18 protein-coding genes are annotated in these 17,008 nt (G+C 30.2%); 3 read left to right on the top strand and 15 right to left on the bottom strand.

The genetic code is table 11. The features are described from left to right. The first annotated feature begins 5 nt into the window (after positions 1-5). Positions 6-332: a CCC motif membrane protein gene (locus tag AC3VJB_RS03140; RefSeq protein WP_047789482.1), complete on the top strand. Its 327-nt coding sequence runs from the start codon at positions 6-8 to the stop codon at positions 330-332. Between the two features lie 52 nt (positions 333-384). Here the strand turns inward: AC3VJB_RS03140 and AC3VJB_RS03135 are convergent, their stop codons facing one another. The 9 genes from AC3VJB_RS03135 to AC3VJB_RS03095 all read right to left on the bottom strand — a co-directional run bounded on the left by AC3VJB_RS03135 (position 385) and on the right by AC3VJB_RS03095 (position 7,155). Further along, positions 385-543, bottom strand: a complete 159-nt coding sequence (locus tag AC3VJB_RS03135; RefSeq protein ID WP_156167055.1) for a hypothetical protein — start codon at positions 541-543, stop codon at positions 385-387. A 24-nt stretch (positions 544-567) separates the two neighbouring features. Next, positions 568-729 carry a hypothetical protein gene (locus tag AC3VJB_RS03130; protein WP_156167053.1) on the bottom strand — a complete coding sequence of 54 codons (162 nt, stop codon included), beginning with the start codon at positions 727-729 and terminating at the stop codon, positions 568-570. A gap of 10 nt (positions 730-739) precedes the next feature. Continuing rightward, on the bottom strand, positions 740-916 hold the full coding sequence (locus tag AC3VJB_RS03125) for a hypothetical protein (RefSeq protein WP_156167051.1): 177 nt from the start codon (positions 914-916) through the stop codon (positions 740-742). Positions 917-1,029: 113 nt separating this feature from the next. Then, a complete protein-coding gene (locus AC3VJB_RS03120) occupies positions 1,030-2,361 on the bottom strand; it encodes a DUF58 domain-containing protein (RefSeq protein ID WP_047789580.1) in 1,332 nt (443 codons plus the stop codon). Between the two features lie 2 nt (positions 2,362-2,363). After that, on the bottom strand, positions 2,364-3,368 hold the full coding sequence (locus AC3VJB_RS03115) for an AAA family ATPase (RefSeq protein WP_073182992.1): 1,005 nt from the start codon (positions 3,366-3,368) through the stop codon (positions 2,364-2,366). A gap of 1 nt (position 3,369) precedes the next feature. Next, positions 3,370-4,605, bottom strand: a complete 1,236-nt coding sequence (locus tag AC3VJB_RS03110; RefSeq protein WP_497666742.1) for a DUF4350 domain-containing protein — start codon at positions 4,603-4,605, stop codon at positions 3,370-3,372. A 1-nt stretch (position 4,606) separates the two neighbouring features. Then, complete coding sequence (locus AC3VJB_RS03105; protein WP_497666741.1) at positions 4,607-5,266, bottom strand: DUF4129 domain-containing protein; 660 nt, start codon at positions 5,264-5,266, stop codon at positions 4,607-4,609. Between the two features lie 79 nt (positions 5,267-5,345). Beyond that, positions 5,346-6,197, bottom strand: a complete 852-nt coding sequence (locus tag AC3VJB_RS03100; protein WP_047789478.1) for a hypothetical protein — start codon at positions 6,195-6,197, stop codon at positions 5,346-5,348. After that, positions 6,190-7,155: a stage II sporulation protein M gene (locus tag AC3VJB_RS03095; protein ID WP_497666740.1), complete on the bottom strand. Its 966-nt coding sequence runs from the start codon at positions 7,153-7,155 to the stop codon at positions 6,190-6,192. The genes AC3VJB_RS03100 and AC3VJB_RS03095 overlap by 8 nt, the downstream gene beginning before the upstream one ends. A 119-nt stretch (positions 7,156-7,274) precedes the next feature. Between AC3VJB_RS03095 and AC3VJB_RS03090 the strand changes: the two genes are divergently transcribed. Then, positions 7,275-7,991 carry an RDD family protein gene (locus AC3VJB_RS03090; protein WP_497666739.1) on the top strand — a complete coding sequence of 239 codons (717 nt, stop codon included), beginning with the start codon at positions 7,275-7,277 and terminating at the stop codon, positions 7,989-7,991. A 142-nt stretch (positions 7,992-8,133) separates the two neighbouring features. Here the strand turns inward: AC3VJB_RS03090 and AC3VJB_RS03085 are convergent, their stop codons facing one another. Continuing rightward, the gene (locus tag AC3VJB_RS03085; protein WP_497666738.1) at positions 8,134-10,500 is read right to left on the bottom strand and encodes an outer membrane beta-barrel protein; all 2,367 of its coding nucleotides are present in this window, start codon (positions 10,498-10,500) and stop codon (positions 8,134-8,136) included. A 380-nt stretch (positions 10,501-10,880) separates the two neighbouring features. Beyond that, positions 10,881-11,189 (bottom strand): hypothetical protein, encoded by a 309-nt coding sequence (locus tag AC3VJB_RS03080; protein WP_156167049.1) that lies wholly within the window; start codon positions 11,187-11,189, stop codon positions 10,881-10,883. A gap of 207 nt (positions 11,190-11,396) precedes the next feature. Here AC3VJB_RS03080 and AC3VJB_RS03075 point away from each other — a divergent pair, with 207 nt between their 5' ends. Then, complete coding sequence (locus AC3VJB_RS03075; RefSeq protein ID WP_047789473.1) at positions 11,397-12,005, top strand: class I SAM-dependent methyltransferase; 609 nt, start codon at positions 11,397-11,399, stop codon at positions 12,003-12,005. Positions 12,006-12,030: 25 nt separating this feature from the next. Here AC3VJB_RS03075 and AC3VJB_RS03070 read toward each other — a convergent pair whose 3' ends face one another. The 4 genes from AC3VJB_RS03070 to AC3VJB_RS03055 are packed head-to-tail and all read right to left on the bottom strand — an operon-like array spanning position 12,031 to position 17,007. Beyond that, positions 12,031-13,398 (bottom strand): MATE family efflux transporter, encoded by a 1,368-nt coding sequence (locus AC3VJB_RS03070; RefSeq protein WP_437824436.1) that lies wholly within the window; start codon positions 13,396-13,398, stop codon positions 12,031-12,033. Between the two features lie 15 nt (positions 13,399-13,413). Then, positions 13,414-14,835, bottom strand: a complete 1,422-nt coding sequence (locus AC3VJB_RS03065) for a DUF3526 domain-containing protein (protein ID WP_437824434.1) — start codon at positions 14,833-14,835, stop codon at positions 13,414-13,416. Beyond that, entirely contained in the window at positions 14,832-16,262 is a 1,431-nt protein-coding gene (locus AC3VJB_RS03060; RefSeq protein ID WP_437824432.1) for a DUF3526 domain-containing protein, read from the bottom strand. The genes AC3VJB_RS03065 and AC3VJB_RS03060 overlap by 4 nt, the downstream gene beginning before the upstream one ends. A gap of 43 nt (positions 16,263-16,305) precedes the next feature. Continuing rightward, complete coding sequence (locus tag AC3VJB_RS03055) at positions 16,306-17,007, bottom strand: ABC transporter ATP-binding protein (protein WP_437824430.1); 702 nt, start codon at positions 17,005-17,007, stop codon at positions 16,306-16,308. Position 17,008: the final 1 nt, after the last annotated feature.

Here is a 17,008-nt window from a genome sequence, read left to right as displayed (position 1 = left end):
AAACTATGGAAAAACAAAAACTACCAAATTCTACAGGTGTTTTAGTATTAGGAATCATTTCAATTTTAGGGTGCTGCTGTTATGGATTTATTGGGTTAATTCTTGGTGTTGTTGCTTTAGTTTTAGCTAAAAAGGCTACAACTTTATATAATGAAAACCCAGATGAATATGATGGAATCAATAATATTAAAATTGGTAAGATTTTGGCTATTATTGGTGTTATTTTAAGTTCATTATATATAATTACTATGGTAGGAATGATTTTATTCTTTGGTTGGGATGCTCTACAAGACCCTGAATTATTAAGAGAACGATTAGAAAGTATACAATAACTGTATAACTCGTATATTACATAAGAAAAGCGACCACTTGGTCGCTTTTTTATTAATCTCCTATACTTTTAATTTTATCCCACCAACTTAACACAGTTTCAACTCCTTGTCTAATATGGACCCCAACAGAATACCCCCAATCGTAATCCTCTTGTAAACCTCCATTAATTTCTAATTTCTCTTTGAAACTTAGTTCTTTTAATTCTTTCATTTTTAAATTTTTATATTGATTAATTTATCTGGTTCCTGCATTAAGCCCTGAGAAAAAAGACTTTGCACTCTCTATTACAATCACAAAAGGCAACATTTGTAATGCTTTTACACTATCTATAATACCTCCTCCTGTTGTTTCTTTTAACTCTTTTTCTGAAAGAGTTAATAATTTAGAGTTTTTCATTTTTGTTTTTTTAATGTTTATCTCCTCCTGTTATACCATCATAAATCCCATGTAAAGAATCTATATTTCTGCCTAAAAAATAACCTGCAAAAAATGCCGCTCCTTTTAACGAACTAATAAATCCACCACCGTTTATGTCCTTTAACCCTTCTTTTGATAGAGTTTTTACTCCAAAATCATTACTCATAATTTTATTATTTAATTAATTACTATATTTTTTGTTGCAACGATACAAACATAAGTTTGTTCACTGCAAAAACATTGCAGGATATAAAAAAAGCGACCAAATGGTCGCTTTTTTTATATCATTCCTTTTGCTTTAAACTCTAGGTATTTATTTATTACATTAACAGACAAATGTTGTGGTTTTGTTAAAATAGCATGCACAGCGTTTTTTTCTAGCTCTTTTATCATCAAACGTTTTTCGTATGCGTATTTCTCAGCAATTGTTTTATGATACACACTTTGTAAATCTTCTGCATTTTCAGTAATCAACGTATCTAACTCCGTATTTTCAAAAAAAACAGTCACTAGCAAGTGTTTTTTAGCTATTGCTTTTAAATATGGTAATTGCCTTTTTAACGCCGATATATGCTCAAAATTGGTATATAAAATTAACAAGCTACGTTGATTTATTTTTCTTTTAATATTCGCATACAATAACGCAAAATTAGCATCTGAAAAATCGGTTGTAATATTATACAACTCTTCGTTGATAACCGATAAGTTTGTTTTTTTGTTACTGGCAGCTACTATCTTTTCAACCTTTTTGGAAAAGGTAAGCATCCCTGCTTTATCGTTTTTTAATAAGGCTATATTTGAAAAAGCTAAGGTTGAATTAATTGCATAGTCTAATAACTTCAACCCTTCAAAAGGCATTTTCATGACACGACCCAAATCGATAATAGAATATATGGGTTGTGATTTTTCATCTTGATATTGATTCACCATCAACTCTGCTCTTTTAGCAGTTGCTTTCCAGTTTATAGTACGTACATCGTCACCAGGAATGTAGTTTTTAATCTGTTCAAACTCCATCGTATGCCCTATTCGTCGTATTTTCTTCATACCAAACTCCGTTAAGTTATTGTGCATCGCCAAAAACTCGTACTTTTTCATTTGTATATATGACGGATATACTTTCACACTTTCTTCCGCAGCAAAGGAATAACGTTTAGAAAACATTTGTAAAAAAGAAGACACGAATATATTTACTTTCCCAAATTTGTATTCCCCTCTTTCAACTGGTCTAACACTATAGGTATAGGTTGATTTCTCACCAGGCTTCAAAGACATTGCATGTTCGAAATCTCTTTTTTGAAATTGTACTGGCAATTCATCAATCAATGAAATAAAAACTTGAAACGGATAATTATTTTCAAGCGTAATGGCTATTTCATTATCATCTGAATTTGATAGTTTTTCTGATGTAATTCTTTTCGCTAAAAATCCATTTTTAAATCGGTATAAGATAAACACATCAACACATATCGTTATTACAAATAACCACACAAGCATCCATGTTACTGAATAAAGCGCAGGAATCCAAAACGATAGTAAAAATAAAGCCGAAATTACGCTTATGTAGATAAAAAAGCGATTGTGTACGTATAACGATTTAAAGAATTGAATCACTACCTTGGAACTTCTACAGATTGTACAATCATTTCAATCACCTTATCGGCTGTCATCCCTTCCATTTCACGTTCAGGAGTTAACATAATTCTATGGCGTAATACTGGATAAATACTCTTTTTTACATCTTCAGGAATCACAAAATCACGTCCATTGATTGCTGCAAATGCTTTAGAGGCCATTAATACTGCAATACTTGCTCTTGGTGAACCTCCTAAATACAAATGTGCATTGTTACGTGTATTGGAAATAAGTTGTGCTATGTATTTAATTATTTTTTCCTCTACCAATACTTCAAAAACCTTGCTTCTGTATTCTAATAACTCAGCTTCTGTTAACACAGCTTCCACTTTCGTTTGCGGTAACGCTCCTTTGCGATCGTTATGAGCAGTGATTATCTGTATTTCTTCCTCTAAATTCGGGTACCCAACATTTATTTTAAATAAGAAACGGTCTAATTGCGCTTCTGGTAAGGCATACGTTCCCTCCTGCTCTATTGGGTTTTGAGTTGCTAATACCATAAAGGGTGGATTCATTTCATAACGCTCACCATCCATTGTAATTTGTTTTTCCTCCATCACCTCAAACAATGCTGCTTGCGTTTTAGCTGGTGCTCTGTTAATTTCATCAATCAACACAATGTTAGAGAAAATCGGTCCTTTTTTAAACTCGAAATCAGATGTTTTCATGTTTAAAACCGAAGTTCCTAATACATCCGAAGGCATTAAATCAGGCGTAAACTGAATTCGGCTGAAATCGGTTGCAATTGTTTTAGCTAACAATTTTGCTGTTACCGTTTTGGCTACTCCAGGAACACCTTCAATCAATACGTGTCCGTCAGCCAGTAAAGAAACCAACAGTAACTCCATAAACTCCTCTTGACCTACAATTACTTTCCCTAGTTGCTCTTTTATTTTTACAACCGCTTCTTTTAACTTTGACAAATCTATTCTGCTTGAAAATAACTCATTCGTATTTTCTATTGGATTGTTTTCTGTATCCATCCTATTCTTTTTTATATGCTTTAAAAGCTTCAATAGCTTTATTTAAGGCTATTAAATCTTCTTCGGTTATACTTGATTTTGACTGTATTTGCTCTATCTTTTTAAATAAAGCAACTACTTTTTCTTCTGAATTACCACTTCTATTAGCAAGGTTTTTATAAAAACGTTCGTCTATGTTTAAAGTTGATAATCGGTATTTTATTCTGATATATTCTAAAAAATAGTTGATTTTATGTTCAGCTATATTTTTATGATCTGATTTTTCGTAATACATATTGGCTATGGTACGTGTAAAAGCCAGTGTTTGATTTTTTAACGGTGTAATAACAGGAATTAATCGCTGATTACGCTTTCCTTTAAAAATAATAAAGAACAACACCCCTATCAATCCTATATAATATGCCCATTTTAACGATTGGGTTGATAAAATATAATGCATGGGAGAGGTTATTCTACTTTTTCCTGTCTTATAATAGGTATCCCATAAAATGGTATTGTTACTATTAGAACCCACCTCTGCTTCTTTATTACCCGGGTTATTTAGATATGATAACACATTCGCTACGTACTCATAATTATTATCTAATAGCATGTTATAATTCGTAAATGCCTGCGGGAACGTATGCAAATAAAAATTACCTTCTCCGTGTTTAACTTTGATAAAATTCGGCTTTTTACTGATGATGGAATCGTTTTCATTTCGTATTACCAACTCGCCTAAAATAGTTGTATTGAGCGTATCAACTTCAGAAAAATACAGCTTTGAAAAATTTCTATCAAAATAATACTCTTTTCTACCAAAAATAGGGTTACTCATTTTTTGATAGGCTTTTTCCTCAAACGCTGAAGTTGTTAAATAACTTGTCTTTGTTTGCAACGTATCTAAATATATTCCATTGGTTGCTATGAACACATCATTTCCTCTATCTGCAAACTCTAAAAGCTCATTCAACTCATCTTTGTCAAAATTCACTTTATTATCAAGAAAAAAATAGGTTCCGTTATTCTTATCGTCTTTTAAGTACACATACGGATTTTGGTAGATATCTTTTACTTCACTTTTTGGAAATAAACTTGGCATTTCTTTATGCAATACATATGTACCATATGGAATTTTATGTTTTGCAACATAACTTGGATACCAATTGATTTCTTTAGGCTTTACAGATTCAACATAAAAAATACCGAGCACTATAAGCACCAACAGACCAATGTATATTTTAAGTTTTTTATCCAAATTAGTAAATTTTAGCTAGTGTGTTTTTAAAGTTGTTCTCCGCTTGTGTAAATTTTTCTCTATCTATAGAAAACTCACCATACCACACATAATCGTACAAATAAGTTAACTCTTTAAAGTCTGTATACAGTTGTTTTTTAGATGATAACTCTTTTATATAATCTTCGTTTGTTTTTTCTTGTTTCCAAGAAATAAACTCTTTATCTGACAGTTTTTTTAACAGCAACAAATAATAATAACGTACTGCTAGTTGATAATTTCCTTCTGAAATTGCTTCTTGAATTAACTTTGGTAAGTCTTTATCTTTTATCAATTCTTCTTCTTCCGATAAATGCACAATAGGTTTAGCCTTTTTACCATCAATAATATTGCGTGCATTTACTTTTAAAAAGAACTTAATAATGAAGTACAACACCAACCCTGCAATTACATATGGTAGCGCTTTTAAAACAACACGTAAAAATCCTACTGCTGGTGTAATATCATCAAAAATATAAGAGAGAATTTTTATGACGGTTCGTTTTAACCAATCCCATATTTTTTCTAAAATAGTAGGTTCTCTTTTTTCTACAATGTATATAAATTCATCTTTTTCTTTGTACTCCTCTATTTTTTGAGTGTCAAACTTTTTTTGTTCAATAATAGTATCATCATACTGCACCTCTCTTTTTTCTTCCTGTGAAAATAGAGTGATTGAACAAATAAAAAACGTTATGTAAAAAAGAAACTGCTTCAAAAGATTACTGTCCTATGCTATCAATTCTTTCAATAGTCCCCGTCAAATTTTTTCTTTCATTAATATCGAAGTACAAAAGTACATTTGTAATAAGTGTTATCGAATAGAATAAAAACTTTCCTACAGTTGCCAACACATTTAACAATAAGTAAATAGGATCCCTATATGTATTAAACATTGATGTAGGGTCTTCATTTCCCATACTTATTCCCATCTTAGCAAGTTGATAAATCACCGCTGGTATTTGGAACACATAACCTAAAACTCCTACTAAAAGACCTACAACAAACATTACTCCGAACGTCTCCCAAAAATAACCAGAAATAAAATTAAAACTTTTACTAATAGTTTCAGTTGCTCCTTCATTTTCAAACACTAAAATTGAAGCTCCTAAAGACAATACTGTCGCTGTATAAATAACAGGTAGAAAACAAAGTAAGATACTTGCAAAAATTATTAATCCAGCTAAAATCCCAAATCCTGTAAACGACCAAAACTTAGCTTTTGTACCAGCTATTACTTCTTCTTTTTTTACAACTCCTTTATTGTCTATATAGGACTTGATATAATACATCCCTGCTAAATTAACATAAACAACTGTTACCAAATAGGCTATACCCATTATTATACCCGACCCTCCAAAACTCAATGTATCAAAAGGGTTGTTATTTGGAATTTCAGATAATAAATAAGTCATATAAACAGAAGTAACAACAGTAATTACAATAGGAATTGCTGCTATTTTTAAAATTGTTAAAAAGAACTGCTTCCCCTCTAATCTTATAAACTTAAAAGCATCTGAAATAATACTTCCTAAATCTCTTTCTTTTTTAAACTCTACGTATTCTTTATGCATTGGTTTGTTGATTTTTATAAACTTTAATTGGGTATATGACGTAATAAAATATAATGATTGCTAATGAGGTAGTAATGATTAAAATTGCTAACCAATCGGGCATTTCTGTATGACGGGTTACAAAACCTTCTAAAAATCCTGCAACTATAAAAAAAGGAATGGTACTTACCATTATTTTTAATCCATCTTTCATGCTTCTTTTAAATGATTCTAGTCGTGAATAGGTTTTTGGAAATAGTAATCCGTTACCTAATACCGATCCGGCACATCCTGCAATAACAATTACTGATATTTCTATGGTACCGTGAATCCAAATGGTTCTTGACGATTCCCAAAACAACCCTTTATCGTAAAAAAAATATAAGAACGAACCTAACATTATTCCGTTTTGCATCATAATGTATAAGGTTCCTACCGAAAATAGCATTCCTAATACAAAGGCATACATGGCTACTTTTATATTATTTACAGTAATTCCAATAAACATGTCTACTTCATTAGCTTTTTTATATACAGCCATTGGATCTCCTTTTTCAATATTCTCCAGAGTCATATTTACATAACCATCTCCTAAAATCAAACGGACAAAATCAATATCGGTTGCGGCTGAAAAAGCACCACAAATAGAAAAAAAAGCAAATACTAAAAACGCTATAAGCAGCTGTTTTTGGTAACTGTAAAACATCAAAGGAAATTCAGTTTTAAAAAAACTAATAAACCTGTTTTTACTTTCTTTTTTAGTTTTATAAATTTTTTGATGTGCTGCCGATGCTATTGAATTTAAGTATATCACCGTATTTCCGTTAGGATAAAAGGTTTTGGCATAACTCAAATCATCAGTTAACTCCACATATAAATTAGATAGTTTATCTGGTGAAATAACTTTCTTGTTATACAGCACATCTTCAAAAAGTTGCCACTTTTCTTTATTTTTATTTACAAAAGCAGCTTCTCTCATGTGTTTAAAAAATTAAAGCATGTTTGTTGAGAAGTTTCTCTAATCATAGAATATTTTTATCTTCGCTAAACTAAAAAAAGTTGCATAAATATCAACAAAAAAAAGTGAAAAACTAGTTCATGGATAATTTTCAAATAGAAACAGCTCAAAACATTGCTATCAGTCAAAATGTAGCTCATGTTACCACTCGCATTGGTTCATATTTAATTGATGCGTTATTTATTGTTGGGTACTACATTATCATTGCTATTATAATAGGAATGTTAGACATTCCCATGAGTATGGAATACATGAGTCTCTTTGTTTTACTAGGGCTTCCTGTATTCTTTTATAGTTTACTTTTTGAGGTTTTAATGAACGGGCAAACTCCTGGCAAATACTTTAACCAAATAAGAGTGGTTAAATTAGATGGTTCTAAGCCTACTTTTGGAAGTTATTTAATTAGATGGTTATTACGTTTTGTTGATTTCACTTTAGCTAGTGGTTCTGTTGCTGTACTTACCATTTTATTAAACGGAAAAGGGCAACGTTTAGGAGATATTGCTGCAGGAACTACTGTAATATCTGAAAAGAAAAGAATTACGTTAAAAGATACTATTGCAAGCGATGTAGTTGATAACTATACACCTACCTATTCACAGGTAACGTTATTGAGTGACAATGATATTCACACTATCACAAGAGTATATAGAGACGCCATAAAGAAAAAAAATCATAAAGTAATTTTGAAACTATACACAAAAGTTATTGAGTTAACAGGAATTACTACCGAGCAAAAGCCTGCTAAATTTATAGATACTGTGATTAAAGATTATCATTATTACGCGAGGCAGTAATATTTATTTTACACAAGTTTAAATAAACATTACTTACTTAAGTAAAAGCAACCTAATCAAAACAAAGAATGCCGTTCTAAAAGGGCGTCATTCTTTGTTTTTTTTATGGAATTCTATCTCGTAATTTAATTCTTGAAAAAAATCATAACCTTTTCTGTTCTTCTGTTTTTTTTCTATTTTCTTTCACTAAGTTTCCTCCTAAGTGATAAAGCAAGGTCACCCCAAACCTTCTTGAATCTGGTTTATTATTATAGTAATAATCTATAATATCACTTTGAGAATAGGCTTCATAACGGTTGGTATTAAATATATCACTTATAGTCAGTTGCGCTACTAGTTTTTTATTTAGGAATGTTTTTTTTATTCCAAAATCTACATAACCTGTTGCTTTTGTACTGTACAAACCAAGTAACTCCGATGAAAACCAGTGTGCAGAAAGATTCATTTTATAGTCTTTTGGCAAGGAAATATCTTGTTGTAATGTAAATGTTGTAGCCCACTTTGATAGTTGTTTTTCTCCTGAAACTTGTGAAATAGGATAAGTAGTATAACTTATGTCTGAAAAGAAAAGTAAATTCCAAAACGAATATAATTTAAATGGAGTTGATACCGTAAAATCAAAACGCTCTCGATTACCAAAATTATCACTTTGACTTTTTATAGTAGTACCATTATCATCTACTAAAAGCCTTCGATTTATAAAATTATCACTTTGGTTATACGTTGCAGAAAAAACATATTTATTTTTTAAGCTATATGTAAACGAATATACCCAAGCTAATTCAGGTGTTAAATTAGGGTTTCCTGAATAATAGAAGTACTGATCTCTATACCATCGTACTGGATTTAAATCGGTGTAAGATGGACGATTGATACGTCTGTTTAACGAAAAGTCAATTTTATTGTCTTTATCTAAAATTTGTCCAATTGAAAAAGAGGGAAACAACTTGGTATATTGCCATTGATTTGTTTCATTTTCTTTTACTGTATATCCTTCTGCTCTGGTATATTCTACACGAAGTCCAGCATCTATTGTTGTTTTATTTATTTCTTTTGATCCTGTTATATATGCTGCTGCAATCTGTTCATTATATTTATAATGATTACTTAATGCTGGTACTTTTACATAAGTATCTTCTTCTAACGATTCAAATTCGTATTGATTATCATTTTTTACCTTAGCATATTTAACCCCTGTTTTAATAGCATACTTCTTAAAAGGCAAATTAGCATCAATTTGTGCTGAAAAAATATCTACACTTCCTGGTTGGTGTGACTTGAGTACGTTAGTATTTAATTTATTTTGATTTGCATCATAATTGTCTGTTATCAGTATTCCATCTGAATAATTTCGATAGGATGTATAATTGGCATCTGCTGTTAATTTTTTTCCAAGAGAATCTATAACAAACATATAATGCACACTCCCCGCATCGTAATGATAAGGTTCAATTATTTTATTATCTGTTAATGTGTAAGATTGTAATTCTTTGAGATTATTAAATTTATTAACTGTAGAATAATTTTGTTTTTTAAAGTCATCAAAGTAGCCATGATAGTTAATACTTAAGCTATGTTTAGGTAAAAACTGCCATTGAGCTCCAAATCGCCAAGTATAATATTTTATTTTATAGTTACTTTCGTTTTTACGACTAAGCCACAGAGATTCTCCGTTCTCATTGATGGTATTTCCACTTTTGTTTTTGGTAAATCTATGAGGCGTATTATAATCAAAAGAACCATATAAATTCACTTTTTTTGTGCGTAAACTTGCCGAAATATTTTCGTTTGTCATCCAGTATTTCCCTTTTGAAATGGTAGTTCGTAAATTGACTGCATAACCTTTTTTAAGTTTTTTTTCGAGAACAATATTAATTATACCTGTATTACCTGCTGCATCAAACTCGGCTGTTGGTGATGTTATCAATTCTATCTTTTTAAGGTCTTCAGCACTCATTCCTTTTAATAAATTTGACAATTGACCTCCAGATAAATAGGTCATTTTACCATCTATCATAATATTTACCCCAGACGCCCCTCTAAATAAAATAGCATCGTTTTGCGCTACATTTATCCCTGGTAATTTTTTTAACATATCAAGAGCGGATTGCCCTGTTGTAAGAGTAGATTTTTTTAGGTTAAATGTTAATTTTCCTTTACTAGCCTCAATAAGCGGTTTTTTAAAATTAACCACTACTTCGTCTAACGCATTAGTATCTTCTTTTAAGGTTATGTTTATCTTTTCTTCATCAGTTACTTTTTTTTCTCTCGTAATCATTCCTACAAAAGAAAATACCAAAACAGATCCTCTAGTAGTTTTTATTGAATATTTCCCATCTAAATTGGTTACTGTTCCTTTATTACTTCCTTTTATAAAAACAGTTGTACCTGGTAATACTTGATTTGTAACATCACTAACGATTCCTTTTACTTCAACCTCCTGTGAAAAAACAAGCCATGGGAAAAGAATTAAAAAGTAACGTATAAGTATTTTGATATAATTTTTCATTATTTAATTTATTTTTTAGTTAGATAGATTTATCTACCTGTAATCATTCTGCTTATTTAATTTCTGTTTTTACACAGATACCTAAATATTAAGTATTACTTAAGAATGAATTATTTTGGTTTTATAAGTTCTAGAAGTTTTTCATTACAATTAGTTGCATAAAATGTTCTTCAACTCCTTTTTAAAAAAGTTGTAATTATTTTCAAAAAATTGAATGTGAAAATGTTTTTTTCTTTACACATAGCTTTTTATATGCTCTAAATATTTAGATGCATTTTATAATCCAAAGTTTTTAACTTTTGATTACGCTATCATTAAAAGAAACTAGAATAACTTATAAAAAACCAAGATGATATTTTACTTTGTTTTTCTCTAAAAAATTATAATAAGAAAGGAGGAGGTCTGGAGAAAAGTTGATACAAAGCAAAGTTACTTGTGGTAGTAAACTTGTAATTTTTAATAATTGATTTTTGAACTATTATTTCAAACTTATCAATAATTAAATTTTGAAAATTAGGAGTAAGTGCAGGAGTTAAATCATGTGTTATGCTATGGTCACACATGGTACAATGTACTGCATGATCCATATCATCTGTATGCATCAATACATGAATTCCTGTCATTTTCACTGATAGAAAAAGCACAAGGAATAAATAGGTTACGCTATTCTTTAACCATCCTTTTTTCATTACTTGTAAACTTACTAAAATTAACTTGAAAAAATGTTAATTTCACACTTGCTTTCGCTAAAAAAAACATATAACTTCTTCTAGTTAAAAACATATGAATAAGCCTTTTACTTGTATAAAAGTTAAAATATAATAGAATGTTTTATTTTTTAATTTAAACAGTGTAATACTTCGTTATATTTGTTTATTTCAGAAAAAATATAATGAATGTGGAAAGAGCATTATAATAAAATTAAAAAAGAAAAACATCCCCCAGCTTATACACTTCGTAAAGCTTTAGATTTTATAGCCACCCAAGATAATATAACAGAAAAAACAGCTGTAGACTTGGGTTGTGGTAATGGGGTAGATACATTTGCTTTATTAGAAAATGGTTTTTCTGTAGTTGCCATAGACAGTAACCCTAACTCATTACTTTACCTGCAACAAAACTTAGCTCCTAAACATTCTAAATTATTAAAATTTAGTAACGTTTCTTTTGAGAATTTAGAAAAGCTTCCTTCTGTTTATTTGGTTAATGCCTCTTTTTCACTTCCTTTTTGCCCCCCTAACCAATTTGATAATCTATGGTCGAATATCATTAAATGTATATCTCCTGGAGGAATTTTTTGCGGACATTTTTTTGGACCACAAGATTCCTGGAGCTCTAACTCTGATATGACTTTTCACAATATACAAGATGTAAAAAACTTATTTGATCAGTTTGAGATTCTTTATTTTAATGAAATCTCTAAAAAAGGAAAAACATTATCTGGAAAAGAAAAATTTTGGCATGTTTTTCATATTGTGGCAAAAAAGAAACACCTTATAAAATAATAAACTAACTCATTTATACCTACCCCTATATTATTCCCTTGGATATTTGCTTAAGTGTTTTTCTAGATACAATATATAAAACCAAAGCATATAAAATATTTTCTAAAGCCAAACTGTAATATATCCCCTCTATTCCAAAGTATTTAGTTAAAAGTAATACTACCGGAACAAACAATAATAATTGTCTTCCAATAGGTAACAACGTTGCTAATTTTGCTTCTCCTATAGCTTGAAAAAGAACTATGCTACTAGAAGATATTGGAATAACTAATAAAATACTTAGCAACATTCGTACATTAAAAATTTCTGTATCATTAAGTTCTACATTAGGTAATATAACATTAACCATTGCCTCAGGAAAAATCAGTATCGGTATTAATAGTCCAGCGCCAAGAACAACCCCTGCAAACCTATATATCCTTACTCCTTTTAAACATCTAGACGGCTTGTTAGCTCCGTAATTAATTCCTATAATCGGCTGCATAGATTGGTAAAGTCCTAAAAGCGGAATAGCTAAAAAAGTAAACAACCTAAAAACAGCATTAAAAAACGCCATAGCTTCTTCTGTTCCATAGAAAACCACTAACCTGAAAAGTAAAAATTGCCTAAATAAATTAGATAATTGCATTGTAAATGCTGAAAAACCAATACTTAAAACATTTTTAAGGATTTTATACTCCAACCTTATTCGAAAAGCTCCTGTTTTAAATGTTGCTTTTCCACAGATAAAGTATAAAGATGTTAACAAACTATAAATAAACATTGCTATAATACTACTCCATGCAGCACCTGCTACTCCCATCTGTAAAACGCCAATAAAGATGGGAGTTAGTAAAATATTTAAAATTACTGAAGCTATTGTGAATTGCATTGCTACTTTTATATTTCCTTCTGCCCGTATTAAGCTATTAGCTGACAGACCATAAATACTGAATAATGCTCCCAAAACGTATACTTTAAAATATTCTAAAGCATACGTAAATAGTTCTCCTGAAATTCCTATTACTGAGACTATTTCATGAGAAAAAATAATTCCAAAAACAGTTACTAAAGTTGCCCCTATGAGAGATAAGGCTATCATGTTTGGAATTATTTTCTTTTGAACTTCAATTTGTTTGGCGCCTATAGCTCTACTAAGAACAGATGCAGAGCCTGCAGCTATAAAAACAGTAATGCTTGTAACAACTAGCATTAAGGGAAATAACATTGAAATCCCTGTAAAAGCTTTTATTCCTATAAAATAGCTTGTATAAAATATATCTACAAGCCCGTTTATAGATATAACCATCATACCTAAAATACTTGGAACAGATAGTTTTAACATAAGACCCCAAAGGCTATCATTAATAAAATCAAGCTTTTGTTTTGTGTTATTCTTTATTTCGGAACTCATATTTACACCACTCTTTTAAGAAGTTATTTTTTTAAAAAAGACCAGTGATGTACCAAAAATTATAAAGGTTATAAGTATTACTTCTAATAAACTTTTTCCTATTCTTTGACTTTTAGTATAATCAGCATTCAACTTAAACTTAGGCAACCTTTCATAATCTCTTATTGTTATTTGCTTACCTAAAAACAATTTATTAAAATAAAAATTGGTAATATCTCTATGAAAAAGTTCAATTGATTGATAAAAAGATTGAAAAATTTCAGAATCCGTTTCAACTATTTCATTAAACATTCCTTGAGCATTTACTGCTGGATTTGCCCATCGAAATTTAGAAACCCATTCTTGTCTTAACTCAATTTGTTTAAAATACTCCTGTACTTCTTCTCTGTGATGATTATCATTAAGCGCAGTAAAAGATGCATAAGCCTTGGCCATTGTATTTACATCTATTAAAGATTTTGCTCCTTTTAAATCATCTCGGTAATCTAAATACTCAACAACTACAGCTTTAGCTTCTTCTATATTATCTTCATTTTCAAGACTTATTCTTCGGGTTATATCAGCTAATGAAGTATTGTCTATCGGATGTACAATATTTGCATATACATTTAATATTGCTGGAAAAACTATTAAAAAAAGTAACCATAAACCAGCAGCAGTAATGGCTGTTAATGAAGAATTCTTTTTAAAGCTTATTAAAAGAAACATTAAGGCAAACCAAAAGCTGAAATAACACAAGACTGCTAATAACCATAAACAAGCACTTAAAATACTTACTTTTTCAGCAACCGTAAAGGCTATTATAGACAAAAGGACTCCTAACCCTAAAACTAAAACATAATAAAAAGCAATTCTAATTAAGAGGATTTTTCTTAGCCCTATAGATTGTAACCTTAATAAGGGTAACATTCCGTTTTCCTTCTCCTCTGCATATAATCCATAAGTAAAAGTTATGATAAGCAATGGAAACAAATAAACAAAAACAAACGATAGGTCTAAATTTCCAACATAGAGTTTAAGTGGATTTGCTAATTCATTTTCAAACAATTGATAATATAAGCTCATTCCCGTTAACTTATAGTAATAAGGTTCTATATCTCTTTGTCCTAAAGACATGTGTGCTAAACCATGAGGAGGTAAAATTGCATGATATCCATGTCGATACCATGCATAGGCTGGCTTAGAAGCTATGTCAAATAATTGTTTATCTTTTAACGAAGTATGATTGGCATAAAAACTCTCTTTATACTGTTCAAATTCTTTCTTTTCAATATGTTTAACATTCTCAATTATTTTACGCTGCTCCGTTATTTTTGAATGCCCGTAATAAACAGCATAAATACCCAATAAAAATACGATGGTAAGCAAAATTATTTGAAACGTATTTCTAACAATTGAAATACCTTCACGCCTCCATAATAATATCGTTAATTTCATATCAATTTATTTTTGTGAGAAGAAGGTATTAGTAAGAACATTATTAAAACCCAAAAAATTAATGATATTAATTCTATTCTGTAATTTTTAAAGGTTTTCATTACACTTGGTGTACGATATTCCAGCCCAGAAACCGTTTCCCATAAATTTCTTCCTGCTTTGTACTCGTAAAACTCGCCATAACGTGAATTTACAGCCATATCATTATTCATTTTTCTCATTAATTTAAGACGGTATACTTTTGTTTTTTCTTGAAAATCATTAAAACTGTACCCGTCTGTTGCTGCAAAAGCCATTGAAAAATTTCTTACTGAAATGTACGGTGCAACAAACCCTATTATACTTCCTATTCTATTTTGATATTCAAACCTTCTGTTAAGAAGAGAATCATGAACTTTTTGTACTTTATAAGCATATTCTTCTCCCTCTTGCATTCGTATTGCTTCAAAATTTAGTGGTAATTGATGTAAAGAATCTACTCCATATTTTTTTAAGTACTGTTCCTTTAATTTAACAAGTCTCTCTTCTTTAGAGCCATCCATAGGCAAACCCTTATCTATATCCTTTTTAATTTTTTCTTTATATGCTTTAAGAGATGGTAAAGGATATAAACTCTCTCCTATATTAGCCGAAGTTTTTGGAATAATAATACCAGTCGTAATCCAAAACATTAATAAAGTTAGAAGAGAGTTTCGTGCATTTGAAGACTTAAAAGAAACCCAAACAGAAAAGTTTGTAAAAACAAATAAGTACCCAACGTAAAGAAAAAAGAGAAATAAAACTCGTAAGCCTACATCTTGCACTACTAAACTATTATCTTCAATTATTCCTACAATATAAAGTCCTGTAAAAAATAATATTAATATAAGTAGGACTATTAAAAAATAAGCCAAAACTTTACCTAAATAAATGGATCTCATTGAAACTCCTTGTCCTATTAACAACTTCAAGGTTCCTGTTTCTTTTTCTTTACTAAAAGTTTGAAAAGTGATGAATATAATAAGAAGTGGTAATAATAACTGAAGAACCAAAGCTGCACTCAATTCTCCAAAACGAGCCATATTACCATATCCTTGTACAGGTCTAAACATAAACTCATGTGCATAATGTGCTTCTAAATAAACGGAGGTTCCTGTATACGTATCCAATCCAAAATCAAAAAGACTTAAAAGCGTTTTAGGCTTAAAAACATATGTCCCGTAATGAGCCGCAATATGCGGATGCTTATTTCCTTGTTCTAACCACTCAGCTCTTCTTTCTTTTTGAGCCTTTTTCACCATATCCATTTCCTGTTTATAAGCTATATGTCCAGCATAAAGTGAAAAGCCTAAGAGGAACAAAATAATAGGAAACAAAATTTTTAAAGCATTTTGCCTTGCTATACTGGTAAGTTCTTTTTTAGCTATTAAAAATACTTGATGTATCATCTGTTTACATTTTTATTTTTTAGATGTAATGACTTATTACACACTATTCGTGCATATGTTTTAAGTACTTTTGTTCTAAATCATGAAAAGAAACTTGATTTGACTCCATCTTTTCAACCAAAATTCCTTCTTTCATAATACCAATATGTGTTCCTGTTTCTTTAGCTCTAAAAAGATCGTGTGTTGCCATTAAGGTGGCAACTTTTTGTTGCTTCATATTAAGTAGAAGCTCAGAAAACTCATTACTTGCTTTAGGGTCTAACCCAGATGTAGGCTCATCTAAAAGTAATACCTTGGCTCCTTTAGCTCTCGCTAAAGCAATCCCTACTTTTTGTCTCATTCCTTTAGAGTAACTACGAACTCTTTTCTTAATAAAATCTTTTTGTAAACCTGATTGTATTAATAAGTTTTCTAATGCTTCTTTTTCTATATCCACACCTTGTAGACCACAGAAAAAGTGAAGATTCTCCAGTCCTGTCATATATTGATACAACTGGAGATTTTCAGGAATATAAGACAACCATTTTTTTGTTTCTTGTGGGTTCTTTGTTACATCCAAACCATTAACAAAAGCGCTACCAGATGTAGGCTCTATAAAATTTAAAAACAAATTAATAGTTGTTGATTTTCCCGCACCGTTAGCACCGAGCAAGCAAAAAATATCTCCTGCTTTAATATTTAAATTTAAACTATTCAAGGCGGTAAAATCACCATATTTTTTTGTGAGGTCTTGTGCTTTTAACATG

The sequence above is a fragment of the Tenacibaculum sp. TB-53 genome, assembly GCF_059716285.2.
This window is presented reverse-complemented; position numbering and strand designations above follow the sequence as displayed.